General features: G+C 69.4%; 24 protein-coding genes and 1 tRNA gene. 19 read left to right on the top strand and 6 right to left on the bottom strand.

The genetic code is table 11. From position 1 onward, the window contains the following. Positions 1-138 precede the first annotated feature (138 nt). From otnC to otnK, 5 genes are all read left to right on the top strand, one after another. A complete protein-coding gene (gene otnC / locus H0523_RS04165; RefSeq protein ID WP_054429355.1) occupies positions 139-777 on the top strand; it encodes a 3-oxo-tetronate 4-phosphate decarboxylase in 639 nt (212 codons plus the stop codon). Between the two features lie 67 nt (positions 778-844). Next, complete coding sequence (gene otnI, locus H0523_RS04160) at positions 845-1,636, top strand: 2-oxo-tetronate isomerase (protein WP_054429356.1); 792 nt, start codon at positions 845-847, stop codon at positions 1,634-1,636. Further along, entirely contained in the window at positions 1,633-2,610 is a 978-nt protein-coding gene (denD, locus tag H0523_RS04155) for a D-erythronate dehydrogenase (RefSeq protein ID WP_054429357.1), read from the top strand. The genes otnI (H0523_RS04160) and denD overlap by 4 nt, the downstream gene beginning before the upstream one ends. After that, the gene (ltnD, locus tag H0523_RS04150; RefSeq protein WP_054429358.1) at positions 2,607-3,515 is read left to right on the top strand and encodes an L-threonate dehydrogenase; all 909 of its coding nucleotides are present in this window, start codon (positions 2,607-2,609) and stop codon (positions 3,513-3,515) included. The genes denD and ltnD overlap by 4 nt, the downstream gene beginning before the upstream one ends. Beyond that, the gene (gene otnK, locus H0523_RS04145) at positions 3,512-4,774 is read left to right on the top strand and encodes a 3-oxo-tetronate kinase (protein WP_054429359.1); all 1,263 of its coding nucleotides are present in this window, start codon (positions 3,512-3,514) and stop codon (positions 4,772-4,774) included. Before ltnD ends, otnK begins: the two co-directional genes overlap by 4 nt. Positions 4,775-4,848: 74 nt before the next feature. On the opposite strand, the gene H0523_RS04140 is transcribed toward otnK, so the two are convergent. After that, positions 4,849-5,556, bottom strand: a complete 708-nt coding sequence (locus H0523_RS04140; RefSeq protein WP_054429360.1) for a FadR/GntR family transcriptional regulator — start codon at positions 5,554-5,556, stop codon at positions 4,849-4,851. Between the two features lie 67 nt (positions 5,557-5,623). Continuing rightward, positions 5,624-6,514 carry a LysR substrate-binding domain-containing protein gene (locus tag H0523_RS04135; RefSeq protein WP_054429361.1) on the bottom strand — a complete coding sequence of 297 codons (891 nt, stop codon included), beginning with the start codon at positions 6,512-6,514 and terminating at the stop codon, positions 5,624-5,626. A gap of 150 nt (positions 6,515-6,664) precedes the next feature. On the opposite strand from H0523_RS04135, the gene H0523_RS04130 reads away from it, so the two are divergent. From H0523_RS04130 to H0523_RS04110, 5 genes are all read left to right on the top strand, one after another. Continuing rightward, entirely contained in the window at positions 6,665-7,996 is a 1,332-nt protein-coding gene (locus H0523_RS04130; RefSeq protein WP_054429362.1) for an MFS transporter, read from the top strand. After that, complete coding sequence (locus H0523_RS04125) at positions 7,996-9,093, top strand: M14 family metallopeptidase (RefSeq protein WP_054429363.1); 1,098 nt, start codon at positions 7,996-7,998, stop codon at positions 9,091-9,093. Before H0523_RS04130 ends, H0523_RS04125 begins: the two co-directional genes overlap by 1 nt. 206 nt (positions 9,094-9,299) lie before the next feature. Beyond that, a complete protein-coding gene (locus H0523_RS04120) occupies positions 9,300-11,315 on the top strand; it encodes a TonB-dependent receptor domain-containing protein (RefSeq protein ID WP_231689826.1) in 2,016 nt (671 codons plus the stop codon). Between the two features lie 73 nt (positions 11,316-11,388). Next, entirely contained in the window at positions 11,389-12,174 is a 786-nt protein-coding gene (gene otnI / locus H0523_RS04115; RefSeq protein WP_054429364.1) for a 2-oxo-tetronate isomerase, read from the top strand. A gap of 111 nt (positions 12,175-12,285) precedes the next feature. Beyond that, positions 12,286-13,269 (top strand): Bug family tripartite tricarboxylate transporter substrate binding protein, encoded by a 984-nt coding sequence (locus tag H0523_RS04110; protein ID WP_054429365.1) that lies wholly within the window; start codon positions 12,286-12,288, stop codon positions 13,267-13,269. Positions 13,270-13,275: 6 nt separating this feature from the next. Here H0523_RS04110 and H0523_RS04105 read toward each other — a convergent pair whose 3' ends face one another. Both H0523_RS04105 and H0523_RS04100 read right to left on the bottom strand, forming a co-directional pair. Beyond that, positions 13,276-14,175, bottom strand: a complete 900-nt coding sequence (locus tag H0523_RS04105; RefSeq protein WP_054429366.1) for an EamA family transporter — start codon at positions 14,173-14,175, stop codon at positions 13,276-13,278. 21 nt (positions 14,176-14,196) lie between these two features. Continuing rightward, the gene (locus H0523_RS04100) at positions 14,197-14,841 is read right to left on the bottom strand and encodes a LysE family translocator (RefSeq protein ID WP_082404354.1); all 645 of its coding nucleotides are present in this window, start codon (positions 14,839-14,841) and stop codon (positions 14,197-14,199) included. Between the two features lie 193 nt (positions 14,842-15,034). Here H0523_RS04100 and H0523_RS04095 point away from each other — a divergent pair, with 193 nt between their 5' ends. After that, a complete protein-coding gene (locus tag H0523_RS04095; protein ID WP_054429367.1) occupies positions 15,035-15,511 on the top strand; it encodes an Lrp/AsnC family transcriptional regulator in 477 nt (158 codons plus the stop codon). Positions 15,512-15,589: 78 nt separating this feature from the next. Further along, on the top strand, positions 15,590-16,198 hold the full coding sequence (locus tag H0523_RS04090; RefSeq protein WP_006391700.1) for a LysE family translocator: 609 nt from the start codon (positions 15,590-15,592) through the stop codon (positions 16,196-16,198). A gap of 109 nt (positions 16,199-16,307) precedes the next feature. On the opposite strand, the gene H0523_RS04085 is transcribed toward H0523_RS04090, so the two are convergent. Then, positions 16,308-16,383: transfer RNA gene (locus H0523_RS04085), tRNA-Phe, on the bottom strand. Positions 16,384-16,690: 307 nt separating this feature from the next. On the opposite strand from H0523_RS04085, the gene hemA reads away from it, so the two are divergent. The 5 genes from hemA (at position 16,691) to H0523_RS04060 (ending at position 21,031) form a co-directional block, all read left to right on the top strand. Next, on the top strand, positions 16,691-17,965 hold the full coding sequence (gene hemA, locus H0523_RS04080) for a glutamyl-tRNA reductase (RefSeq protein WP_006391699.1): 1,275 nt from the start codon (positions 16,691-16,693) through the stop codon (positions 17,963-17,965). A gap of 82 nt (positions 17,966-18,047) precedes the next feature. Further along, positions 18,048-19,130 carry a peptide chain release factor 1 gene (prfA, locus tag H0523_RS04075; RefSeq protein WP_054474855.1) on the top strand — a complete coding sequence of 361 codons (1,083 nt, stop codon included), beginning with the start codon at positions 18,048-18,050 and terminating at the stop codon, positions 19,128-19,130. Between the two features lie 39 nt (positions 19,131-19,169). After that, positions 19,170-19,997: a peptide chain release factor N(5)-glutamine methyltransferase gene (prmC, locus tag H0523_RS04070; RefSeq protein WP_054429370.1), complete on the top strand. Its 828-nt coding sequence runs from the start codon at positions 19,170-19,172 to the stop codon at positions 19,995-19,997. A gap of 139 nt (positions 19,998-20,136) precedes the next feature. After that, positions 20,137-20,463, top strand: a complete 327-nt coding sequence (gene grxD, locus H0523_RS04065; RefSeq protein ID WP_006391696.1) for a Grx4 family monothiol glutaredoxin — start codon at positions 20,137-20,139, stop codon at positions 20,461-20,463. Positions 20,464-20,467: 4 nt separating this feature from the next. After that, entirely contained in the window at positions 20,468-21,031 is a 564-nt protein-coding gene (locus tag H0523_RS04060; RefSeq protein WP_054429371.1) for a UbiX family flavin prenyltransferase, read from the top strand. Positions 21,032-21,135: 104 nt separating this feature from the next. On the opposite strand, the gene H0523_RS04055 is transcribed toward H0523_RS04060, so the two are convergent. Continuing rightward, on the bottom strand, positions 21,136-22,209 hold the full coding sequence (locus H0523_RS04055; RefSeq protein ID WP_054429372.1) for a DUF6817 domain-containing protein: 1,074 nt from the start codon (positions 22,207-22,209) through the stop codon (positions 21,136-21,138). Between the two features lie 181 nt (positions 22,210-22,390). Between H0523_RS04055 and H0523_RS04050 the strand changes: the two genes are divergently transcribed. Further along, positions 22,391-23,188 (top strand): MetQ/NlpA family ABC transporter substrate-binding protein, encoded by a 798-nt coding sequence (locus H0523_RS04050; RefSeq protein ID WP_054429373.1) that lies wholly within the window; start codon positions 22,391-22,393, stop codon positions 23,186-23,188. Positions 23,189-23,191: 3 nt separating this feature from the next. After that, the gene (locus H0523_RS04045) at positions 23,192-23,731 is read left to right on the top strand and encodes a 1,2-dihydroxy-3-keto-5-methylthiopentene dioxygenase (RefSeq protein WP_054429374.1); all 540 of its coding nucleotides are present in this window, start codon (positions 23,192-23,194) and stop codon (positions 23,729-23,731) included. Positions 23,732-23,748: the final 17 nt, after the last annotated feature.

The following is a 23,748-nucleotide window of genomic DNA, read 5'->3' as shown; positions in this document are numbered from 1 at the left end:
TCCGGCGGGGCATTCCGGGTAATCCCGATACCGGGATTTTCGGCAAAATTTGTATGATGACCATATGAATAAGCCCCGGGAGTTCCCCATGCCGTACCCGCTTTCCGCCGCCCGCGGCCGCCTCGTGGCGAGCGCGCGATGACCCCGGAAACCCGCATTCGCGAGGAGATCTGCACGGTCGGCGCCAGCCTCTACCAGCGCGGCTACACCGTCGGCGCGGCCGGCAACATCAGCGCCCGGCTGGACGACGGCTGGCTGATCACGCCCACCGATGTCTGCCTGGGCCGCCTGGACCCGGCCGAGCTGGCCAAGGTCGACCTGGCCGGCAACTGGGTCTCGGGCGCCAAGCCCTCCAAGACCCTGGCGCTGCACCAGGGCATCTACCAGGCCGACCCCGCCGCGCGCGGCGTCGTGCACACCCATTCGACCCATCTGGTCGCGCTGACGCTGGCGGGCGTGTGGCGCGAGGACGAGGTGTTGCCGCCGATCACGCCGTACCAGGTGATGAAGGTCGGGCGCATTCCGCTGATTCCCTATCGCCGCCCCGGCGATCCGGTGGCGGCGGCGCAGGTGGCGGCGCTGGCCGCGCAGGTGCGCGGGGCGCTGTTTGAGCGTCTCGGGCCGGTGGTGTGGGAACGCTCGGTGTCGCATGCCTCCTATGCGCTGGAGGAACTGGAAGAGACCGCGCGGCTGTGGCTGATGTCCGATCCGCGCCCCGCGCCGCTGTCCGAGGACGCCATCGAGGAACTGCGCGCCACCTTCGGCGCGCGCTACTGATACGACGGGCGCCCCGCGCGCCGGCGGTCCGCGTGGACGCGGACCGCGAACCTACGGAGACGACGAGATGCCGCGCCTGGCCGCGAACCTGAGCATGATGTATGCGGAGCACGCTTTCCTGGACCGGTTCGGCGCGGCCGCGCGCGACGGCTTCCAGGGGGTGGAGTTTCTGTTCCCCTACGAATTCGCCGCCGCCGAGATCCGCGCGCGGCTGGATGGCCACGGCCTGTCGCAGGCCCTGTTCAATGCGCCGCCCGGCGACTGGGCGGCGGGCGAGCGCGGCATCGCCGCGCTGCCGGGGCGCGAGGACGAGTTCCGCCGCGGGCTGGATCTGGCGCTGGAATATGCGGCGGCGCTGGGCAACCGCAGGCTGCACGTGATGGCGGGCCTGGTGGCGCCGGGAAGCGACCGCGCCGCCCACCGCGAGGTCTACCTGCGCAATCTGGAAAGCGCGGCGCGCGCCGCCGCCTCGGCCGGCGTGACCATCGTGATCGAGCCGATCAACCCGCGCGACATGCCCGGCTTCTTCCTGACCCGCCAGGACGAGGCGCAGGCCATCCGCGCCGAGGTCGGCGCCGACAACCTGCGCGTGCAATTCGATTGCTATCACTGCCAGATCGTCGAGGGCGACCTGGCGGTCAAGCTGCGCCGCGACATGGCGGGCATCGGCCATATCCAGATCGCCGGGGTGCCGGACCGGCACGAACCGGACCTGGGCGAACTCAATTACCCCTACCTGCTGGCGCTGATCGACTCCCTGGGCTACACGGGCTGGGTCGGCTGCGAATACCGGCCCCAGGGCGCGACGTCGGCGGGCCTGGCGTGGGCCCGACCCTATCTCGCGGGAGGCGAGCGATGAAGATACTGATCACCGGCGGCGCGGGCTTCCTCGGCCAGCGCCTGGCGCGCAAGCTGCTGGAGCAGGGAAGGCTGGCGCTGGGCGGCGCGCCCGAACCCATCACGCAGATCGACCTGCTGGACGTCACGCGCACCGACGCCATCAACGACACCCGCGTGCGCTCGGTCCAGGGCGACATCGCCGACCCGGCGGTCCTGGATGCCCTGATCGGCGCCGACACGGCGGCGGTGTTCCACCTGGCCGCGATCGTCAGCGGCCAGGCCGAGGCCGATTTCGACCTGGGCATGCGCATCAACCTGGATGCGTCGCGGGCGTTGCTCGAGGCCTGCCGCCAGCGTGGCCACCGGCCGCGCGTGGTGTTCACCAGTTCGGTCGCGGTCTATGGCGGCGCGTTGCCGGAGACGGTGCGCGACGACACCGCGCTCAATCCGCAGTCTTCCTACGGCACGCAGAAGGCGATCGCCGAGCTGCTGCTGGCCGACTACACGCGGCGCGGCTTCGTCGATGGCCGCGCGTTGCGGCTGCCGACCATCAGCGTGCGGCCGGGCCGGCCCAACGCGGCGGCCTCGTCGTTCGCCAGCGGCATCATCCGCGAGCCGCTCAATGGCGAGCCGGCGGCCTGCCCGGTGGGGCCGGACACGCGCCTGTGGCTGCTGTCGCCGCGGCGCGCGGTGCAGGCGCTGATCGCGGGCTGCGAGCTGGACGCGGCCGCGGTGGCCGATCGCCGGCCGATCAATCTGCCGGGCGTGTCGGTGACCGCCGCCGACATGGCGCGGGCGCTGCGCGAGATCGCGGGCGATGCGGTCGCCGACCGCATCAGCTGGCAGGCCGATGCGCGGGTGCAGGCCATCGTCGGCAGTTGGCCGGGGCGCTGGGACACGGCGCGGGCCACGCAACTGGGCCTGGAAGGCGACAGCGATTTCGCCGAGATCATCCGCGCCTACATCGGCGACGACTTGCGGGGAACGGTATGAGCCATCATGAGCAAGCCGCGCGCGATGTCGGCGTGATCGGCCTGGGCGCCATGGGCGCGGGCATCGCGCAGAGCCTGCGGCGCGCCGGCCATCGGGTGCATGCCTACGATATCCGGCCGGGCGTGGCGGCGGCGTTCGCCGAACAGGGGGGCGTGGCCTGCGACACGCTGGCGGCGCTGGCCGCGGCCTGCGACGTGGTGGTCAGCGTGGTGGTGAACGCGCAGCAGACCGAGAGCGTGCTGTTCGGCGACGGCGATCTGGCGGCGGCCCTGCGGCCCGGCAGCGTGTTCGTGATGTGCTCGACCGTGGATCCGTCCTGGTCGAGCGCGCTGGAGGCGCGCCTGGCGGCCCTGGGCGTGCTGTACCTGGATGCGCCGATCTCGGGCGGCGCGGCCAAGGCCGCGGCGGGCGAGATGACCATGATGACCGCCGGCGCGCCGGCCGCCTACGCGGCGTGCGGGCCGGTGCTGGACGCGATGGCGGCCAAGGTCTACCGGCTGGGCGACCGCGCCGGCGCGGGCAGCAAGGTCAAGATCATCAACCAGCTGCTGGCCGGCGTGCATATCGCCGCCGCCGCCGAAGCCATGGCGCTGGGGTTGCGCGAAGGGGTCGATGCCGATGCGCTGTACGAGGTCATCACCCACAGCGCCGGCAACAGCTGGATGTTCGAGAACCGCATGGCGCACGTGCTGGCGGGCGACTACACGCCGTTGTCGGCGGTGGACATCTTCGTCAAGGACCTGGGACTGGTGCTGGACACCGCGCGCCACAGCAAGTTTCCGCTGCCGCTGGCGTCCACCGCGCACCAGATGTTCATGCAGGCGTCGGCCGCCGGACACGGGCGCGAGGACGACAGCGCGGTCATCAAGATCTTTCCCGGAATCACCTTGCCGGAGTCCGCATGACGATCAAGCTGGGCTGCATCGCCGACGATTTCACCGGCGCCACCGATCTGGCCAACAACCTGGTGCGCGCCGGCATGCGCACGGTGCAGGCCATCGGCGTGCCCGACGGCGCGCTGGAGACGCCCGCCGACGCGGTCGTGGTGGCATTGAAGACCCGCACCTTGCCAGCCGCCGACGCGGTGGCGCAGTCGCTGGCCGCGCTCGAATGGCTGCGCGCGCAGGGCGCCGAGCAGATATATTTCAAGTACTGCTCGACCTTCGACAGCACGACGCAGGGCAATATCGGCCCGGTCGCCGACGCGCTGATGACGGCGCTCGGCACCGATTTCACCATCGCCACGCCGGCCTTTCCGGACAACAAGCGCACGGTGTTCAAGGGCTACCTGTTCGCCGGCGACGTACCGCTGAATGAATCGGGCATGCAGCATCATCCGCTGACGCCGATGACCGACGCCAACCTGGTGCGCGTGCTGTCGGCGCAGACCCGGCGCAAGGTCGGCCTGATCGACTATGCGGTGGTGGCGCGTGGCGCCGAGGCGATTCGAGGCCGCATCGATGCGTTGCGGCGCGAGGGCGTGGAGATCGCCATCGTCGACGCCATTTCCAACGATGACCTGCTGGCGCTGGGGCCGGCGCTCAAGGGCATGCCGCTGGTGACGGCGGGCTCGGGCGTGGCCATCGGCCTGCCCGGCAACTGGGGGCTGGCGCGGGGCGCGGCCGCCGGCCTGCCGCGCGAGCCGGGAACGCAGGCGGTGGTGGCGGGAAGTTGCTCCATCGCGACCCAGGGCCAGGTCGCCGCGTTCATCGCGGCGGGCGGGCCGGCGCTGGCGCTCGATCCGCTGCGCATCGCCGCGGGTGACGACGTGGTGGCGCAGGCGCTGGCCTGGGCCGCGCCGCGCCTGCCCGATGGCCCGGTACTGATCTATTCGACCGCCCGGCCCGACGCCGTGCAGGCGACCCAGGCCAGCCTGGGCGCGGCGCGCGCCGGGGCGCTGGTCGAAGACGCGATCGCGCGGATCGCGGCGGGCCTGGCGCGGCTCGGGGTGCGGCAGCTGATCGTGGCCGGCGGCGAGACCTCGGGCGCGGTGGTGCAGGCGCTGGGCCTGACGCAATTGGCCATCGGCGAGCAGATCGATCCGGGGGTGCCGTGGTGCGCGGGCCAGGCGCAGGCGGTGGGGGCGCGCATCAGCATCGCCCTGAAGTCAGGCAATTTCGGCGGCGTGGATTTCTTCACGCGGGCCTTCGGCCAGGACGCCTGACGGCGCGCATTGACGGCGCGTATTGGCGGCGCCTATTGAGGCCGCATTTCAACCAGGCGGATTGACGAGCCGCCTCAGCGATGCGCCTGGCGCAGGCGTCCGGCGGCGTTGACCATGTGGATGCGGGCGGCTTCGCGCGCCGCCTCCACGTCCTGGCGGCGGATGGCATCCGCGATGGCGGCGTGTTCCTGCAGCACCGCGCGCATCTGGTCGGCGTGGCGCGCCTCGTTGCCGCGCGTGACGCGGGTGGCGGCTTCCAGGTATTGGCTGACGAACGCCAGGGTGGCCAGGAAGTAGGGGTTGCCGGTGGCCTGCGCGATGCAGCGGTGGAAGGCCACGTCTTCCTTGACGCCGTCGCCGCCGCGCTCGACCGCGGCGGCAATGGCCGCCAGCGCGTCGTCGATGGCCGCCATGTCGCGCTTGCTGCGCTGGGCCGCGGCCTGCGCCGCGATTTCGGTTTCGAGCGCGCGCCGCAGGTCGACGATGTGCAGCACCGCGTCCAGCGACGACAGTTCGGCCGCGTCGATGCGCAGCGCGCGCTGGCCGCCTTGGCCGGTGACGAACACGCCGCTGCCCTGGCGCGCCTCGACGATGCCGTCCTGGCGCAGCCGCGACACTGCTTCGCGGATGACGGTGCGGCTGACGCCGAACTGCTCGGCCAGGCGCGTTTCGGTGGGCAGTTTTTCGCCGGGCAGCACGCGGCCCGCGTCGATCTCGGCGAGCAACTGCTTGGCCACCGTATCGGTCAGCGTGGGGGGCGTGTGGAGTCGGGGAAACGCCATGGCATGGGACCGCGCAAGGCGGGCGGGACGTGGCTCTGGGATGGGGGGCTCATGATAACCCGCCGGCTCACGCCGCCGCGCGGGCGCGGTTCAGGCAGTCGATGAAATACTGCGCGGCCGGCGTCGGCGGCGAATCCGCCCGCGTCAGGATCGACACCCGCGCCGCGGGCAGCGGATGCGCCAGCGGCAGGATGCACAGCGACGTCGGCGCCAGCACGCGATGCAAGCCGTTGCGCACGAAGAAACCCACGGCGTCGCTCTGGCCCAGTATCGCCAGGGCGATGGCAATGGATTGACAGGGAATCACGTCGGCGGGCGGCGGCAGGCCGCGTTCGGAGTAGGCCAGCCGCAGCAGGTTGGTGGGCGTCTGCGTATTGCCCGGCATCAGCCACAGCAGGTCGCTCAGCTCGGCCAGGTCGGTCGCGTGGCGCAGGGGATGGTCGGCGCGCGCGCCCACCGCCAGCGGCAGGGTGAACAGCGTGGTGCGGGCGAAGCCGTCGTAGATGTCGCCGTCGTATTCGGTCTGCACCACCAGGTCATAGCGGCCGGTTTCCAGCTGTTCGTGGCTGTAGGGCGGCGCGACCTCATGGAAGGCCACGGCGACGCGCGGCATGCGCGCGCGGAACGCGGCCAGCGCCGTCGGCAGGATCGGCAGCACCGACGAGCTGATGGCCAGGTTGAGCGTGCCGCCCTCGCCATCGCGCATCTGGTCGATGTCTTCCTGCGCCCGCCGCGCTTCCTGCAGGATCAGCACGGCGCGCTTGTGCAGCGCCTGGCCGTAGGGCGTCAGCTCGACGCCCTTGGCGCTGCGCCGCACCAATTCCGCGCCCAGGCTCTGTTCCAGTTCGCGCAGGCTGCGCGTGGCCGCCGGCTGCGTCACGCACAGGGCGCGCGCGGCGGCGCGGATGCTGCCGTGCTCGGCGATCAGCACGAAGGCGCGCAGCTGGCGCAGGTTCATCGGAGCGGGCACGGTGGGGTATAAGCAAAAGTCATCGCTGCAGCAAAAATACTGTCTTTTGCGTTTCGCCCGCCATCCGTATATTCACTAGCACCGCACGGATACCGGCACACGGACCGGCGGAGACGGATCGGACATCAAGGGGAAAACATGTCTATCGCCATCGCGGCCGGCGCCGGCGCGCGCAGCCTGCATACGCCTTCCATGCGCCGGCGGGTCATCGCCGGCACCACCATCGGCAACGCGCTCGAGTTCTTCGACTTCACCGTATTCACTTTCCTGATGCTGGTCATCGGGCCGCTGTTCTTTCCGGCGGCCTCCGGCTACGGGCAACTGCTGCTGACCACGGCCACCTTCGGCGTCGGCTTCCTGATGCGGCCGGTGGGCGGCATGCTGATCGGCTCTTACGCCGACCGCCATGGCCGCCGCGCCGCCATGACGCTGACGCTGTGGCTGATGGGTCTGGGCTGTGCGCTGATCGCCGCCGCGCCCACGCATGCGCAGATGGGGCTGCTGGGGCCGGTGATGATGGTGCTGGCGCGGCTGATCCAGGGCTTTGCCGCCGGCGGCGAGGTGGGCGCGTCGACCACGCTGCTGGTCGAGCACGCGCCGCCCACGCGGCGCGGCTTCTATTCCAGCTGGCAATTCGGCAGCCAGTCGCTCGGCGTGGCGCTGGGCGCCGTGGTGGTGGGCACGCTGACCGCCGCGCTGACCGCCGAGCAGATGCAGGCCTGGGGCTGGCGCGTGCCGTTCGTGATCGGCATCCTGACGGTGCCGGTGGGCGCTTACATCCGCCGCAATCTCGAAGAGACGCTGCACGTCGACGAGCCGGCTGGCGGCCGGCCGCGCGCCGTGGGCCACCAGCCGCTGCGCCGCGTGTTCGCCGAACACAAGACCGAGGTCGCCAAGGGCATCCTGCTGATGATCGGCGGCATGGTGTGCGCGCAGATCATCGGCTTCTACATGCCCTCGTATGCGCATCGCGAACTTGGCTTGCCGGCGACCTCGACGCTGTCGGCCAGCGTGGTGGTGGGCGCGGTCGGCTTCCTGTTCGCGCCGCTGGTCGGCATGCTGGCCGACCGGGTGGGGCGCAAGCGCGTGATCTTCTGGTCGCGCGTGACGACGGTGGCGGTGCTGCTGCCGTGCTTCCAGTGGTTGATCGCGGCCCCCAGCAGCGCGCGGCTGATGCTGGTGGTGGGGCTGCTGTCGATCCTGCTGGCGCTGCAATCCGCGCCGGGCATCACCATGCTGCCCGAATTGTTTCCGAAAGCCGTGCGTACCACGGGCATGTCGGTGGTGTACGGTCTGGGGATTTCCGTCTTTGGCGGCTTCGCCCAGTTCTTCGTGACCTGGCTGCTGCACGTGACCGGCAATCCCATGGCGCCCGCCTGGTACCTGATGGTGGCGGTGGCGCTTTCCACGGTGGTGCTGTTCTGGATACGCGACCGCACCGGCGACGATATCGACAACCAGGAGGCCTGATGCAATCCGCTAGCCCTTACTTTTCCCGCAGCTATGCCCTGGCGCGCGAGCGCTTCACCGCCGCCGCCCGGCCGCTGGCGACGCGTTTCGCGTCCTATGCCATCGAGCCCAAGGGGCGCGAGGGCGAGGACCTGGCCACCGATGTCGCCCTGATCGGCGATGCCGGCGCCAGGCGGCTGCTGATCATGACCTCCGCCACCCATGGCGTGGAAGGCTTCTGTGGCTCGGGGTGCCAGCTGGCGTTGCTGGACGACGCCGAGATGCTGGACCGCGCGCGCCAGGCCGGCGTGGCGCTGCTGCTGGTGCACGCGGTGAACCCGCATGGCTTTTCGTGGATCGCGCGCACCGACGAAGGCAACGTCGACCTGAACCGCAACGCGCAGCCGTTCGACGGCCAGCCGCTGCCGGCCAACCCCGGCTACGGCCGGATCCATGAGCTGCTGCTGCCGGCGCAATGGCCGCCGTCGGACGCCAACCGCGAACAGATCGCCGCCTACATTGGCGAACATGGCCTGGCGGCCTTCAAGCAGGCCGTGACCCGCGGGCAGTACACGCACGCGGACGGCCTGTTCTATGGCGGCGACCGCCCAGCCGCGTCCCTGCGCAACCTGCGCCGCATTCTCGAAGAGCACGCCGCCGGCCATGCGCAGATCGGCTGGATCGACGTGCATACCGGGCTGGGGCCGCGCGGACACGGCGAGAAGATCTATGCCGGCCGCCGCGACGAGGCCGAAGTGGCGCGCGCGCGCCGCTGGTGGGGCGCCGATATCGCCGTGCCCTACCAGGGCACATCGGCCTCGGTGGACATCACCGGCCATCTGGCCGGGCTGGCCTACCAGGCCTGCCCGGATGCGGTGCCGACGCTGATGGCGCTGGAGTACGGCACGCAGCCGTCGGAACAGGTGGTGGACGCGCTGCGCGGACGCAACTGGCTGCGCGCGCATCCCGATGCGCCGGCGGCCTTGCGCGACCAGATCCTGCAGGCCACGCTGGACGCGTTCTATTGCGACGCGCCGGACTGGCATGGCGCGGTGCTGGGGCAAAGCCGGGTGGCAGTACTGCAGGCCGTGCTGGGGCTGGAGGCCGCGGCGGACTGAGGTATCAGGGCCGATCCAGGGGATCGGCTTGCTTTGTCATCGAAATGTTATATCATCCTTCAGCTATTTGTAATGATATAACATCCATGAGGGTAAAGATGACAGGCAAGACGCAGGGATCGCAGGGAACCCGGGGCAAGCGCGGCGCGGTGGCGGCGCGGCGCAGGAACGGCGCGCGGGCGCTCAAGCCGCTGGTCTGCTCGCTGATGCTGGCCGCGCCGGTGGCGCAGGCCGAGACCGAGGCCGATCCGTCGCGCCATCGCACGCTGGCGCCGATCACGGTGTCCGCGAATCCCTTGGGCCTGGACCTGAACAGCACCATGCTGCCGGCCTCCGTGCTGGAAGGCGATGAACTGGTCGAGCGCCGCGCCGGCACGCTGGGCGAGTCCCTGAAGAGCCTGCCGGGCGTGAACAGCGATACCTTCGGCGGCGGCGCCAGCCGGCCCGTGATCCGCGGCCAGACCGCGCCCCGCGTCAAGGTGCTGTCCGACGGTTCCGAGGTGATGGACGCCTCCGGCATCTCGCCGGACCACGCGGTGACGGTCGAGCCGTTGCTGGCCGAACGCATCGAAGTGCTGCGCGGCCCGGCCACGCTGCTGTACGGCGGCGGCGCGATCGGCGGCGTGGTGAACGTGGTCGACAAGAAGATTCCCACCGCCGTGCCCGAGAAAGGCGTGGAGATGGAAGCCGAATTGCGCGGCGCCACCGGCACCAAGGAGCGCGCCGGCGCGATCGGCATCACCGCCGGCGAAGGCCAGTTCGCGGTGCGGGTCGAAGGCATGAAGCGGCGCACCAGCGACTACGACGTGCCGGACTGGCCCGGCGGCAAGCTGGCCGGCTCCTACAGCGAATCGACGCAGGGCTCGGTCGGCCTGTCGTGGATCACGCCGCGCGGCTACGTGGGCCTGGCATTCACGCACCTGGAAAGCAAGTACGGCCTGCCCGGCCACAATCACGAGTACGAGGGTTGCCATCCGCATGGCACCCACCTGCATTGCGGCGGCCACGACCACGACCATGGCGACGGCGATCACGAAGATCACGACCATGACCACGCGCACGGCGGCGTGCCCTACGTGAAGCTGCGCAGCGACCGCGTGGACCTGCGCGCCGAATACCAGGACCCGTTCGCCGGCTTCGAGAAGATCCGCGTGCGCGGCGGCCTGACCGACTATCAGCACGAGGAGATCGAGGGCGGCCAGGTCGGCACCCGCTTCAAGAACAAGGGCTACGACCTGCGGGTCGAGTTGCAGCACAAGCCGCTGGCCGGCTGGCGCGGCGTGATCGGCTTGCAGAACGCCTACAGCGACTTCCGCGCCGACGGCGAGGAAGCGTTCCTGCCGCGCAGCCGCACCCGTTCCAACGGCCTGTTCGTGCTGGAGGAATACCAGCTGAACGACTGGCGCTTCGAACTCGGCGCGCGCCAGGACTGGCAGCGCATCGCGCCCGCCGGCGGCGCGCCGCGCAGCAGCCTGTCGGGCACGTCGTTGTCGGCCGCCGCCATCTGGGACTTCGCGCCGCAGTACTCGGTGGCCCTGTCGCTGTCGCGCTCGCAACGCTTGCCGACCGCGCAGGAGCTGTACGCCGACGGCGTGCACCTGGCCACCAACACCTATGAACTGGGCAATACCGGCCTGGGCCGCGAGACCTCGCGCAACATCGACCTGACGCTGCGCAAGCACTCGGGCGACACGACGTTCTCGGCCAGCGTGTTCCACAACAAGGTCAAGAACTACATCTACGCCGACACGCTGGACCGCTATGAGGATTTCCGCCTGATCGAGTACACCCAGCGCGACGCCGAATTCACCGGCGTGGAAGGCGAGCTGCGGCACCAGTTCACGCCGGTGTTCTCGGCGGCGGTGTTCGGCGACTACGTGCGCGGCAAGCTGACTGGCGGCGACGGCAACCTGCCGCGCATTCCGGCGGCGCGCGCGGGCCTGCGCGGCAACGTCAAGTGGCAGCAGTGGTCGGGCGGCGTCGAGTACGCGCGCGTGTTCTCGCAGAAGGACATCGCCGCGTATGAGAACAGCACGCCGGGCTACAACCTGGTCAATGCCGTGGTGGCGTATCGCGGCCGCTACGGCGCGACGGGCTACGAGGTCTTCCTGCGCGGCACCAACCTGCTGAACAAGCTGGCCTACAACCACGCTTCGTTCATCTCGTCGGTGGCGCCGCTGCCGGGCCGCAGCGTGATGCTGGGCGTGCGCATGACGTATTGAGGGATCGCGGCGCGGCGGGCGTGACGGGCGGATATGCTAATTTCCAGGCATGCCGCCCGCCCCGGAGTCCGCCATGCTGAAGTTCGCCGCCAATCTCTCGATGATGTACCCGGAACACGCGTTCCTGGACCGCTACGCGGCCGCCGCGGCCGACGGCTTCGCGGGCGTGGAATGCATGTTTCCCTACGAAGCGCCGGCCGCGTTCGTGCGTGAGCGCATGGATGCCGCCGGCGTGTCGCAAGTCCTGTTCAACGCGCCGCCAGGCGTGGCCTCGCGCGGCGAGCGCGGGCTGGCCGCGCTGCCGGGCCGGCAGGACGAATTCCGCGCCGGCATCGAGCAGGCGCTGGGTTACGCCACGGTGCTGGCCTGCGCCCAGGTCCACGTGATGGCGGGCTTGATCCCTGAAGGCGTCACGCGCGCCGAGATGCTGGACTGCTACCGCGAGAACCTCGACTGGGCCGCGCGCCAGGCGCGCTCCGCTGGCGTGACGCTGCTGATCGAGCCCATCAACACCCGCGACATCCCCGGCTATTTCCTCAATCGCCAGGACGAGGCGCACCAGGTGGTGCAGGCCGTCAACGCGCCCAACCTGAAAGTGCAGATGGACCTGTACCACTGCCAGATCGTCGAGGGCGATGTCACCGCCAAGCTGCGCCAGTACCTGCCCACCGGGCGGGTCGGACACCTGCAGATCGCCGGCGTGCCGCTGCGGCAGGAACCGGACCGGGGCGAGCTGGATTACGGCTGGGTCTTTTCGGTGCTGCGCGAGCTGGACTACAGCGGCTGGATCGGCTGCGAGTACCGTCCGGCCGCCGGCACCTCGGCCGGCCTGCGCTGGCTGGCCGCGGCCCGCGGCTGATGCGGCGCCGCGCCGATGCCGCGTCCATGATCGTCGCCGCAGTCCTGCTCGCCGGGCGCCAAAAATATAGTTAATATGTTAATTAAATTCAAAATACCAGGAGACAACCCCATGTCCAGAAGAGGCTTCATCCGCCGCGCGCTGGGAACCGTGGCCGTGGCGGCGTTCGCCGCGCAGGCCGCGCCCGCGCTGGCCGGAGAATTTCCCGAGCATCCCATCCGCTGGCTGGTGCCATTCAGCGCCGGCGGCGGAAGCGACCTGGCCACCCGCATCGTGGCCAAGCACGTGAGCCAGGCGCTGGGCCAGCCCGTGGTGGTGGAGAACCGCCCCGGCGCCGCCACCATCGTCGCCGCGCAGGAAACCGCGCGCGCCGCACCCGACGGCTACACGCTGATGACCGCCGGCATGAGCACGCTGTCGCTCAACCCTTGGCTCTACAAGCAGCTGCCGTATGACCCGTGGAAGGACCTGAAGCCGGTCTCGACGCTGGTGGCGCTGCCGATCGTGCTGGTGGCGTCGCCGGCTTCCGATCTGAAGAACATGCCGGAAGTGATGGCGTACCTGTCCGACGACAAGAAGGCCAGCTACGCCTCGCTGGGCGTGGGCAGCCCGCACCATCTGGCGATGGAACTGTTCCTGTCCCAGTTCGGCGGCAAGGCCACCGCGATTCCCTACAAGGGCACGCCGCCGGCATTGCAGGACGTGGCGGCGGGCGTGGTGCCGCTGATGATGGCCGACCTGGCCGCCGCGCGGCCGTTGATCCAGGCGGGCAAGCTGCGCGCCATCGCGGTGCCGGCCAACGAGCGCTCGGAGCAGTTGCCCGACGTGCCCACCTTCGGCGAGGCCGGCGGCCCGCCGCTGGAAGCCACCGCCTGGCAGGGCGTGGTGGCGCCGGCGCGCACGCCCAAGGCGGTGGTCGACAAGCTCAGCGGCGCGATCCAGGCGGCGCTGAAGTCACCCGAGGTGATCAAGCAGCTCAAGCTGCAGGGCATGGAGCCGATGGGCAGCTCGTCGAACGACTTCTTCGACTACGCGCATCGCGAGTACGAGAACTGGGGCGCGGTGATCCGCCAGAAGAATATTTCGGTGGATTGACGGGTCTTAGCCCGCGGCCGCCGCGCGCTTTTGCCGCCGCGCGGTGGCGGCGCAGCCGGCCGAGGCGATGATGATGCCGCAGATCGCCAGCCACTGCGTGCCGGACAGGTGTTCGTTCAGCACGATGACGCCGGCCAGCGCGCCCATCGCGGGCTCCATGCTGAGCAGCACGCCGAAGGTCTTCTGCGGCAGGCGCCGCAGCGCCACCATTTCAAGCGAATAGGGCAGGGCGCTGGAGAGGATGCCGACCGCCACGCCGGCCAGGATCAGCTTGGGGTCCAAGAGCGCCATGCCGGCGTGGGCCGCGCCCACCGGCAGCGCCACCATGGTGGCCGCCAGCAGGCCCAGCGAGGTGGCCTGTCCGCCATGCACGTTGCCGGCCATCTTGCCGAAGATGATGTACAGCGCCCAGCACACCGCCGCGCCCAGCGCGTAGCCGATGCCGGCGGGATCGAGGTCGTGCATGGATTGGCCGGTCGGGATCAGCAGCACCAGCCCGGCCAGCGCGCAGGCGATCCAGACGAAGTCGATGGCGCGCCGCGACAGCACCACGGCCAGCGTCAGCGGGCCGGTGAATTCGATGGCGATGGCCACGCCCAGCGGCAGGGTGCGCAGCGCCATGTAGAACAGCAGGTTCATGCAGGCCAGCGTCACGCCGTACAGCGCGATCTTGGCGGCGTTGCGCGCGGTCAGCGGAAAGCGCCACGGACGCCAGAACGCGATCAGGATGATGGCGCCGATGACGATGCGGTACGCCGTGGTGCCTTGCGCGCCCACCTCGGGAAACAGCGACTTGGCGAACGACGTGCCGATGCACAGCGAGGCCATGGCGCCGATCAGCGACAGCGTCGGCATCAGGGTGGAGGCGGACGTATCGCGTCCGGAGGGAAGGGTGGCGGCGGTCATGATGCGGCGTCTGCGGAAAAATCAGGGGTTCAGGGTCGAGGCGGTGGAGTAGAGCACGTAGAGGGCCAGGCCGAGCATGATCGCGCCCAGCAGCCCCTGCTGCATGCGCAGGAACCACGGGTTGCGTCCGACCCAGCCGCGGATGCGCGATGCGCCGTAGGCGAAGCAGCTGCCGTAGGGCAGGCTCAGCGCCTTCATGGTCACGCCCAGCACCAGCATCTGGATCCACACCGGGCCGTTGTCCGGCGTGGTGAACTGCGGCAGGAAGGCGATCATGAACAGCAGCACCTTCGGGTTCAGCAGATTGGTCATGAAGCCCTGCCAGAACGCGTCGCGCGCCTCGCCGGGCCGCGCGGTCAGGGACACGTCGGCGTCGCGGGCGCAGCGCAGGATGGCCTTGATGCCCAGGTAGCCCAGATACAGGCCGCCGGCCGCCTTGATCGCCAGGAACAGCGTCGGAAACGCCTGCAGCACCGAGGCCAGCCCCAGCACCACGGCCGGCACCTGGATGAAACCCGCCGCCACATTGCCCAGCACGCTGTGGAACGCCGGCCGGAAGCCCTGCGTCATGCCTCGCGACAGCGTCAGCGCCATGTCCGGGCCGGGGGTGAGTTTCAACGCCGCGTCGGCGGCCAGGAAGAGCAGGAAAAGCTGGAGTGACGGCATGGGAATCGGGCTGCGCCTGGCCGCGAGGGCGACCAGAGGGTTCCCAGTGTAAGCAAGGCGCCTGATTAATTCCTGCAGCCAGCGGTGCGCAAATGAAGTTTCCCGTCGAATTTGGGGGCAGGTCGTTTTGCGCGCCCGTTTAGAATCCGTCTACAGGCCCGCACGGCCTGGACCGCCGCGGCGCCGAGACCCCATGGAACTAGACGATTTCGACCTTCAGATCCTGCAGAGCCTGCAGGAAGACAACCAGCGCACCAGCCAGGAGGTGGCCGAGCGCGTGAACCTGTCGCCGGTATCGTGCCTGCGCCGCATGAAGCGGTTGCGCGAATCCGGAGTGGTGCTGGGTGATGTGTCGGTGGTGGAGCCGGCGGCGGTGGGGCGCGACATCATGATGGTGGTGCTGGTGTCGCTCGAAAGCGAGCGCGCCGACAAGCTGGACACCTTCAAGCGCGCGATGCGCGGCGCGCCGGAGATCATGCAGTGCCTGGCGGTGACGGGGGAGGTGGACTTCGTCGTCACCATGACCGTGCGCGACATGGCGGAGTACGACGCCTTCGCGCAGCGCCACTTCTGGGGCGATCCCAACGTGAAGCGCTTTTCGACGCTGGTGGTGATGAACCGCGTCAAATACGGACTGGCGGTGCCGACGACGCAGCCCGGCGAGGCGTAGCGGGCTCGCCGCCGATTGCGTGGGCCGAGCCGGCGGCGCTAGACTGGCCGCCTCCTCCTCTTTCCGTGTCTCACCGCCATGGCATTGCACAGCTGGCTCATCTACCTGGTTGCCGTGATCGGCCTGTCGATCACGCCCGGCCCCAACACCTTGCTGGCGCTGACCCACGGCGCGCTGCACGGGCATCGCAAGGCGCTGTGCACCATCGCTGGCGGCGCGGTCGGCTTCATTGCGCTGATCGCCCTGTCGATGCTGGGTATCAGCGCGCTGCTCAAGGCCTGGGGGCCGGCGCTGACGGTGCTGAAGTGGGCCGGCGGCGCCTATCTGATCTGGCTCGGCATCCAGCTGTGGCGCTCGCCCGGCGTGCAGCTGCGCCCGGCGCCCGACATGCCGCGGCTGCGCGGCACCCGCATGTTCAGCCAGGGTTTCCTGTCGGCGATCGCCAATCCCAAGGCGCTGCTGTTCTACGGCGCCTTCCTGCCGCAGTTCATCGATCCGGCCCGCAGCCTGTTTACGCAATTCCTGATCATGGCCGCGACCTTCGTGGCGATCGAGTTCGTGGTGGAGTACGTGCTGGCGCGCCTGGCGCACCGCGTGCGGCCGTGGCTCGAACGCGCCGGCCGGCGCTTCAACAAGGTGTGCGGGGGATTGTTCGCGGCGATGGGGGTGGCGCTGCCGGGGTCTTGAGCCCCGGGTTTTGATCCGCGCGTTTTGATCCGCGGCCTTTGATCTCCGGGCTTTGATCCCGGCGCCACAATGCAAAAGCCCGACTCCAAGGAGCCGGGCTTTTTAATTCTGGTGGCCTGGGGCGGAATCGAACCACCGACACAAGGATTTTCAATCCTCTGCTCTACCGACTGAGCTACCAGGCCAACGAAGTCCGCAACTATACACAATTTTTTGGACTTGTGCCAGCCGCCTCGAAAAAAGTTTGAAGAATTTTCGCGGCGCCTTCCCGCATGGCGAGGGGCAAGGGGCGCATACTACCGCAAGCGGCCATTGCATGGGGTGCGACCAAGCGTCGCGTGGGGGTGCGACCCAGCGTCGCGGCCTGGGCCCCGAATGGCATGGGGATAACCCGCGGGAGTATAATCATGGCCGGTCCGCTGTTACATGCACGCTGCACCGCATGGGCTTTGCGGGGACCACAGCTCTAATACTCACGGCCTTGTCCTTTACATGTCGGTAGCTGTCCTAGCCTTCGGTCTGAATCACACGTCCGCGCCGGTGTCGGTTCGCGAACGCGTGTCCATGCCCGTCGATCTGGTCAAGCCGGCGCTGGAAGGCCTGCGTTCCGCGTTCGGCGGGTCGGTGCGCGAAGCCGCCATCCTGTCGACCTGCAACCGCACCGAAATCTATTGCGCCGCCGACGGCCACGTGGCCGACCAGCTGCCCGCGTGGCTGGCCGAGCACAACCGCCTGGACGCCGGCACGCTGCGCCCGCATCTGTACCGCCACCAGCAGGACGACGCCGTGCGCCACGCCTTCCGCGTGGCCAGCGGACTCGATTCCATGGTGCTGGGCGAAACCCAGATCGTCGGCCAGATGAAGGACGCGGTGCGCGCCGCCGGCGAGGCCGGTTCGCTCGGCACCTTGCTGCACCAGATGTTCCAGCGCACCTTTTCGGTCGCCAAGGAAGTCCGCTCGCAGACCGCCATCGGCGCGCAGTCGGTGTCCATGGCCGCCGCCGCGGTGCGCCTGGCCGAACGCGTGTTCGGCAACCTGGACCAGGCCCGCACGCTGTTCATCGGCGCGGGCGAAATGATCGAGCTGTGCGCCACCCACTTCGCCGCGCAGCGTCCGCGCAGCATGGTGGTGGCCAATCGCACGGCCGAACGCGCCGAGCTGCTGGCCAACCGGTTCTCGGCCAGCACCATGAAGCTGTCGGACCTGACCGACCGCCTTTCCGAATTCGACGTGGTCGTCTCCTGTACGGCCAGCTCCCTGCCCATCCTCGGGCTGGGGATGGTGGAACGGGCCACGCGCCTGCGCCGCCACCGCCCCATGGTCATGATCGACTTGGCCGTGCCGCGCGACATCGAACCCGAGGTCGGCCGCCTGGACGACGTCTACCTGTATTCCGTCGATGACCTGGGCCGTCTGGTCCAGACCGGCACCGACGCGCGCCGCGCCGCCGTGGTGCAGGCCGAGGCCATCATCGAAACCCGCGTCCAGGGCTTCATGCACTGGATGCAATCGCGCGAAGTGGTGCCCGTCATCCGCGACCTGCACCAGGCCGCCGAAGACGTCAGCGCCGCCGAACTCGAGCGCGCCCGCCGCCTGCTGGCGCGTGGCGAATCGCCGGAAGCCGTGCTCGAGCAGCTGGCCCACGGCCTGACCCAGAAATACCTGCATGGCCCGCTGGCGGCGTTGAACCGCAGCGAAGGCGAGGACCGCAAGCAGCTGCTTGCCTGGATGCCGCGCCTGTTCCCCGGCCGCGACTCGCGCCGTTAGCGGCGCTGTTCCCGCCCCGCCTTGCGGCGGGCGCTCGTCACGGGCGCCCGCCATTCCCGTTTTCCTTTGCTGAATCCCCATCATGAAATCTTCCATGCGCAGCCGGCTGGAGCATCTGTGTCACCGCCTGATCGAGGTGGACGCGCTGCTCGCCGAACCGGAAACCGCGGCCGACATGGACCGCTTCCGCAAGCTCTCGCGCGAGCGTTCCGAGCTGGAGCCGGTGGTCGAGGCGTTCACCGCTTTCGTGCGCGGCGAGGAAGACCTGGCGACCGCGCAGGAGATGCTGTCCGATCCCGAGCTGAAGGCGATGGCCGAGGACGAGATCAAGAGCGGCCGCGTCAAGCTGGAATCGCTGGAAGCGGCGCTGCAATTGCTGCTGCTGCCGCGCGACCCCAATGACGGCCGCAGCGTGTTCCTGGAAATCCGCGCCGGCACCGGCGGCGACGAAAGCGCGCTGTTCTCGGGCGACCTGCTGCGCATGTACACGCGCTACGCCGAACAGCGCGGCTGGCGCGTCGAGCTGATGTCGGAAAGCGCGTCGGAGCTGGGCGGCTACAAGGAAGTGATCGCGCGCATCGAGGGCGACGGCGCCTATGGCCGCCTGAAATTCGAATCCGGCGCGCACCGCGTGCAGCGCGTGCCCGCCACCGAGGCGCAGGGCCGCATCCATACCTCGGCCTGCACGGTGGCCATCATGGCCGAAGCCGATGCCATGTCGGAGATCGTCATCAACCCGAGCGACCTGCGCATCGACACGTTCCGCGCCAGCGGCGCCGGCGGCCAGCACATCAACAAGACCGACTCGGCCGTGCGCATCACGCACTTGCCGACCGGGCTGGTGGTGGAGTGCCAGGACGACCGTTCGCAGCACCGCAACAAGGACAAGGCCATGCAGGTGCTGGCCGCGCGCCTGAAGGACCGGGAAGTCCGCGAGCGCCAGAGCAAGGAAGCGGCCGAACGCAAGAGCCTGATCGGCTCCGGCGACCGCTCCGAGCGCATCCGCACCTATAACTTCCCGCAGGGCCGCGTCACCGACCATCGCATCAACCTGACGCTGTACAAGCTGCAGCAGATCATGGAAGGCGATCTGGAAGAGCTGACCGGCGCCCTGATCGCCGAGCACCAGGCCGAGCAGTTGGCGGCGCTGGGCGACGATATCTGAGGCCGCCGCCCCGCCCACGCCGTTGAGATTGCCACGCCGATGACCGCCCAGATCAAGAGCCTGCTGCTGGACACGCGCCTGCCCCGGCTCGAAGTGCGCATGCTGCTCGAGCACGTGCTGGCCAAGCCGCGCGCCTGGCTGCTGGCGCATGACACCGACCCGCTGGCGCCGGACGTGGCCGCGGCCTACGAGGCGCTGGCGCAGCGCCGCCTGGCCGGCGAGCCGATGGCCTATCTGCTGGGGCAGCGAGAATTCATGGGGCACGCGTTCCGCGTGACGCCCGACGTGCTGATCCCGCGCCCGGACACCGAGGTGCTGGTGGAAACCGCGCTGGAATGCGTGGCCGGGCAGTCCGCGCCCGCCGTGCTGGACCTGGGCACGGGCAGCGGCGCCATCGCCATCTCGATCGCCCTGGCGCGCCGCGATGCCCGCGTGATGGCGAGCGACGTGAGCGCCGCCGCGCTGGCCGTGGCCGCGGGCAATGCCTGGGAGCTGACCGCCTCGGTGCGCTTCGTCGAAGGCAGCTGGTACGACGCGGTGCCCGCCGGCGAGGGCTTCGACCTGATCGTGTCCAATCCGCCGTATGTCGCCAGCGACGATCCGCACCTGGGACAGGGCGACGTGCGCTTCGAGCCGCGCGGCGCGCTGACCGATGGCGCCGACGGCCTGGAAGACCTGCGCCGCATCGTGGCCGGCGCCCATCGCCACCTGAAGCCGGGCGCGGCATTGTGGATGGAGCACGGCTGGGACCAGGCCGAGGCGGTGCGCGGCCTGCTGGCCGCCGCGGGCTTCGCCGACGTCCACAGCCGGCGCGACCTGGCCGGCATCGAACGCATTTCCGGCGGACGCTGGCCCGGGCGGGGCTGACGCCGGGCCGGCGATTTGTAACCGGCTGCCGCGCCGCAACCGGCCGATTCCCGGGGGCCGCCCCGGGGAATCCGGGACGAAATCCCGCCTGTACCTATAATTGGCGTATTCCGTTATGCCTCCTGTCCAAGAGACCACCATGAGCGACGTTCAAGAATTCATCCGCGAAACCGTGACCCAGCACCCCGTCGTGCTGTTCATGAAGGGCACCGCCCAGTTCCCGCAATGCGGCTTTTCCGGCAAGGCCATCCAGATCCTCAAGGGCTGTGGCGTCAAGAAGCTGGTCACCGTGAATGTGCTGGAGGACGACGAAGTCCGCCAGGGCATCAAGGAGTTCTCGAACTGGCCGACGATTCCGCAGCTGTACGTGGCCGGCGAGTTCATCGGCGGTTCGGACATCATGAACGAGATGAACGAATCGGGCGAACTGAAGACCCTGCTGGAGCAATCCGGCGCCACGGCCTGATTCCGTGCGGCGACTGGTCATCGGCATCACGGGCGCCACTGGCGCCCTCTACGCGGTGCGCATGCTGCAGGCGCTGCGCGGCGTGGACGATGTCGAGACGCACCTGGTGGTGTCGGCCTCGGGCGTGCTGAACATCAAGCACGAACTCGATGTCAGCCGCCATGATGTCTACGCGCTGGCCGACCACGTGCACAGCGTGCGCGATGTCGGCGCCACGCTGGCCAGCGGCGCGTTCCAGACCGCCGGCATGGTCATCGTGCCGTGCTCGATGCGCACGCTGGCGGCCGTGGCCCACGGCCTGTCCGACAACCTCATCACGCGCGCGGCCGACGTCACGCTCAAGGAGCGTCGCCGCCTGGTGATGATGGTGCGCGAAACGCCGTTCAACCTGGCGCACTTGCGCAACATGACCGCCGTCACCGAGATGGGCGGCATCGTGTTCCCGCCGTTGCCGGCGTTCTACCATCGCCCGGCCAGCATTGAGGAAATGGTGGATCACACCGTGGCCCGCGTGCTGGAGCTGTTCGACATCCATGTGCCCGGTCCGCACTGGGAAGGCATGAAATAAGCGCCGTCGCGGCCCACGGGCCGTGAAGGTCAAACGCCCCGGGGATTCCTCGGGGCGTTTTCGTTTTGTCTTGCGCGTGGTTGCCGTGGTTCAGCGCGCCGCGATCACTCCACCAGCCCCAGGCCGTTCAGGGCCGCCAGGTTTTCCGGCCAGCGGCGCGCGCGGGCGTTCTGCAGTTCGATGCGGGCCCAGGCCATCCAGCCGGCCCACTCGATGCGCTTGTCCCACGCGGTGCCCCAGGCCTGCAGCGCGGCCAGGCCGGCGGCGGCATGGCCTTCGGCGGCCTCGAAGTCGCCCGCCGTCAGCGCCAGTTGCGCCAGCAGCAGGCGCGGCTCGGCGACCCACGGGTTGTGCGCCACCGCGGCTTCCAGCATGTGGCGCGCCGTGTCCATTTCGGTCTGCGGATGCATGCGGGTGACGACCTGCCAGTACAGCGCGCTGGCGGCGGCCTCGTCGCGCGGGCTGAGCGTGGCGCGGCAATGGTCGAAGGCGGGCGGCAGCGGGATGCCGGTATCGGCCGGCAGCGCCGACAGCGGCGCCAGCAGGTGCGACAGCATCGACAGGATGTTCGACGGCGGCTTCAGCGGGCCGGGCCACAGCGAGGCGGCCCAGTGCGATTTGAGGTCGCGGCGCTGCTGCTGCGGATAGCCGGCGAAGATCTCGTCCTGCCAGCTGTGCCATTGTTCGCCGATGTCGGCGGCCGATACCACGATGAAGGCGGCGACCTGGCGCGGCGTGAAGGTGAAGACCTGGCCGTCGGCGCCTTCCAGCGTCAGGCCCTCGGGGCCCTGGCCCTGGCCTTGCAGGATGGCCTGCACGAAGCGGGTGCGCGGCATGGCGCAGAACAGGCTGACCCATTCCTCGGCCTCGGCGCCCAGCACCTCGCGCAGCGTGTTGCGTTCGCGCTCGCGGTCGAACAGCGTCAGGTCGACGTACTCATTGCCATACACGCTGTGGAACAGGCCCAGCAGCCGCACCTCGCGCGGCTGGTTCCACAGCGTCAGAGTGCGGTAGACGCCCAGCAGGTGGTGCTTGAAGGTGCCGGCCTTGTGCCAGTCTTCGCCGGCGCTGCGGGCAAACAGCAGGTCGAGCAGGACGGGCAGGTCGGCATCGACGGCGGCATAGTGGTCGGCCAGCAGGGCGCGCGCGTGCGGATGCAGTTCGTTGGGGGTGGACATGGCAATGACGGCAAGGGGTTGGGAATCCAGCCGCTATTGTGTCGCGCGCGGCCGCGCTTGTCATGGCGGCGGGCCTTATACGGAAATGCGCATATCAATATGAAAATTCATCGCTTCCGGTTTTGAAGGGCGCTCACTAGAATCCGGGGCTTCCCTTCCCTGTTCGATTGCCGAGATTCCCATGCGTCTACGCCACACCCTGGCCGCCGTTGCCACCCTCATCGGATTTGCCGCCGCCGCGCCGGCGATGGCGCAGGACGCCGAACTGAAAGTCGGCGTGACCGTCGGCCCGCACGCCCAGATCGGCGAAGTGGTGCAGCAGGTCGCGGCCAGGCAGGGCTTGAAGGTCAAGCTGGTCGAGTTCAGCGACTTCATCCAGCCCAACGCCGCGCTGGACGCCAAGGAGCTGGACCTGAACATCTACCAGCACAAGCCCTTCCTGGAATCGCAGAACAAGGCGCGCGGCTACAAGCTGGTGCCGGTGGCCACGGCCGTGGTGCAGCAGATGGGCATCTATTCCAAGCGCGTGAAGTCGCTGGACGATCTGCAGCCGGGCGCCAAGGTGGCGATCCCCAACGACCCGACCAACGGCGCCCGCGCGCTGCTGGTGCTGCAGGCCGCCAAGCTCATCAAGCTCAAGGACGGCGTGACCGTGACGGCCTCGCTGTTCGACGTGGTCGACAACCCGAAGAAGCTCAAGTTCGTCGAGATCGAGGCCGCGCAGCTGCCGCACTCGCTGGCCGACGTCGATGCCGCCGCCGTGAACTCGGCCTACGCCATCCCGGCCGGCCTGTCGCCCGCCAAGGACGCGCTGGCGCTGGAAAGCAAGGATGCGCCGTTCGCCGCCGTGGTCATCGCCGCGCGCGAGGACAACAAGAACGATCCGCGCATCGCGCGCTTCATCAAGGCCTACCAGTCCGACGAGGTGAAGGCCTTCGTGGCGCAGAAATTCCCCGGCGCGTACACCACCTCCTGGTAAGCCATGTCGACGCTGACGATCTATCCGCAGGACGACCCGGCCGCCGGCCGGCGGCTGGATGACGCCGGCGAGATCCGGCGCGAGCTGGCCGCCATCGGCGTGACCTTCGAGCGCTGGCGGGCGCAGGCGCCGGTGGCGCCCGGCGCGCCGCAGGCCGAGGTGCTGGCGGCGTATCGTTCCGAGATCGAGCGGCTGGTGGCCGAGCGCGGCTATCGCAGCGTCGATGTGGTCAGCCTGGATCCGGCGTATCCGGACCGCGAGGCGCTGCGCCGCAAGTTCCTGGCCGAGCACACGCACGCCGATGACGAGGTGCGTTTCTTCGTCGCCGGCAGCGGCCTGTTCACGCTGCATGCGGCCGGCCGCGTCTACGCGGTGCTGTGCGAGCAGGACGACCTGATTTCGGTGCCGGCCGGCGTGCCGCACTGGTTCGACATGGGCTCGGCGCCCGCCTTCACCTGTATCCGGCTGTTCAATGACCCGGCCGGCTGGGTGGCGCAGTTCACGGGCGATGACATCGCCGCGCGCTTTCCGGTATTGCCCTGAAGGCGAGGGCAGGCGCG

The sequence above is a fragment of the Achromobacter insuavis genome (assembly GCF_902859645.1).
GTDB classification, from domain to species: Bacteria; Pseudomonadota; Gammaproteobacteria; order Burkholderiales; family Burkholderiaceae_B; genus Achromobacter; species Achromobacter insuavis.
The sequence above is the reverse complement of the archived record's forward strand: the minus strand, read 5'-3'. Positions and strand labels throughout refer to the sequence as shown.

Coding starts and splice junctions, on each gene's coding strand:
- otnI (WP_054429356.1), top strand. CDS start 845: ATGCCGCGCCTGGCCGCGAACCTGAGCATGATGTATGCGGAGCACGCT.
- H0523_RS04135 (WP_054429361.1), bottom strand. CDS start 6,514: ATGAACCTGCGCCAGCTGCGCGCCTTCGTGCTGATCGCCGAGCACGGC.
- otnI (WP_054429364.1), top strand. CDS start 11,389: ATGCTGAAGTTCGCCGCCAATCTCTCGATGATGTACCCGGAACACGCG.
- H0523_RS04050 (WP_054429373.1), top strand. CDS start 22,391: ATGCGTCTACGCCACACCCTGGCCGCCGTTGCCACCCTCATCGGATTT.
- H0523_RS04090 (WP_006391700.1), top strand. CDS start 15,590: ATGGCATTGCACAGCTGGCTCATCTACCTGGTTGCCGTGATCGGCCTG.
- H0523_RS04125 (WP_054429363.1), top strand. CDS start 7,996: ATGCAATCCGCTAGCCCTTACTTTTCCCGCAGCTATGCCCTGGCGCGC.
- H0523_RS04110 (WP_054429365.1), top strand. CDS start 12,286: ATGTCCAGAAGAGGCTTCATCCGCCGCGCGCTGGGAACCGTGGCCGTG.
- H0523_RS04140 (WP_054429360.1), bottom strand. CDS start 5,556: ATGGCGTTTCCCCGACTCCACACGCCCCCCACGCTGACCGATACGGTG.
- H0523_RS04055 (WP_054429372.1), bottom strand. CDS start 22,209: ATGTCCACCCCCAACGAACTGCATCCGCACGCGCGCGCCCTGCTGGCC.
- denD (WP_054429357.1), top strand. CDS start 1,633: ATGAAGATACTGATCACCGGCGGCGCGGGCTTCCTCGGCCAGCGCCTG.
- H0523_RS04100 (WP_082404354.1), bottom strand. CDS start 14,841: ATGCCGTCACTCCAGCTTTTCCTGCTCTTCCTGGCCGCCGACGCGGCG.
- hemA (WP_006391699.1), top strand. CDS start 16,691: ATGTCGGTAGCTGTCCTAGCCTTCGGTCTGAATCACACGTCCGCGCCG.
- prfA (WP_054474855.1), top strand. CDS start 18,048: ATGAAATCTTCCATGCGCAGCCGGCTGGAGCATCTGTGTCACCGCCTG.
- H0523_RS04130 (WP_054429362.1), top strand. CDS start 6,665: ATGTCTATCGCCATCGCGGCCGGCGCCGGCGCGCGCAGCCTGCATACG.
- H0523_RS04095 (WP_054429367.1), top strand. CDS start 15,035: ATGGAACTAGACGATTTCGACCTTCAGATCCTGCAGAGCCTGCAGGAA.
- H0523_RS04120 (WP_231689826.1), top strand. CDS start 9,300: ATGCTGGCCGCGCCGGTGGCGCAGGCCGAGACCGAGGCCGATCCGTCG.
- ltnD (WP_054429358.1), top strand. CDS start 2,607: ATGAGCCATCATGAGCAAGCCGCGCGCGATGTCGGCGTGATCGGCCTG.
- otnC (WP_054429355.1), top strand. CDS start 139: ATGACCCCGGAAACCCGCATTCGCGAGGAGATCTGCACGGTCGGCGCC.
- grxD (WP_006391696.1), top strand. CDS start 20,137: ATGAGCGACGTTCAAGAATTCATCCGCGAAACCGTGACCCAGCACCCC.
- H0523_RS04105 (WP_054429366.1), bottom strand. CDS start 14,175: ATGACCGCCGCCACCCTTCCCTCCGGACGCGATACGTCCGCCTCCACC.
- prmC (WP_054429370.1), top strand. CDS start 19,170: ATGACCGCCCAGATCAAGAGCCTGCTGCTGGACACGCGCCTGCCCCGG.
- otnK (WP_054429359.1), top strand. CDS start 3,512: ATGACGATCAAGCTGGGCTGCATCGCCGACGATTTCACCGGCGCCACC.
- H0523_RS04045 (WP_054429374.1), top strand. CDS start 23,192: ATGTCGACGCTGACGATCTATCCGCAGGACGACCCGGCCGCCGGCCGG.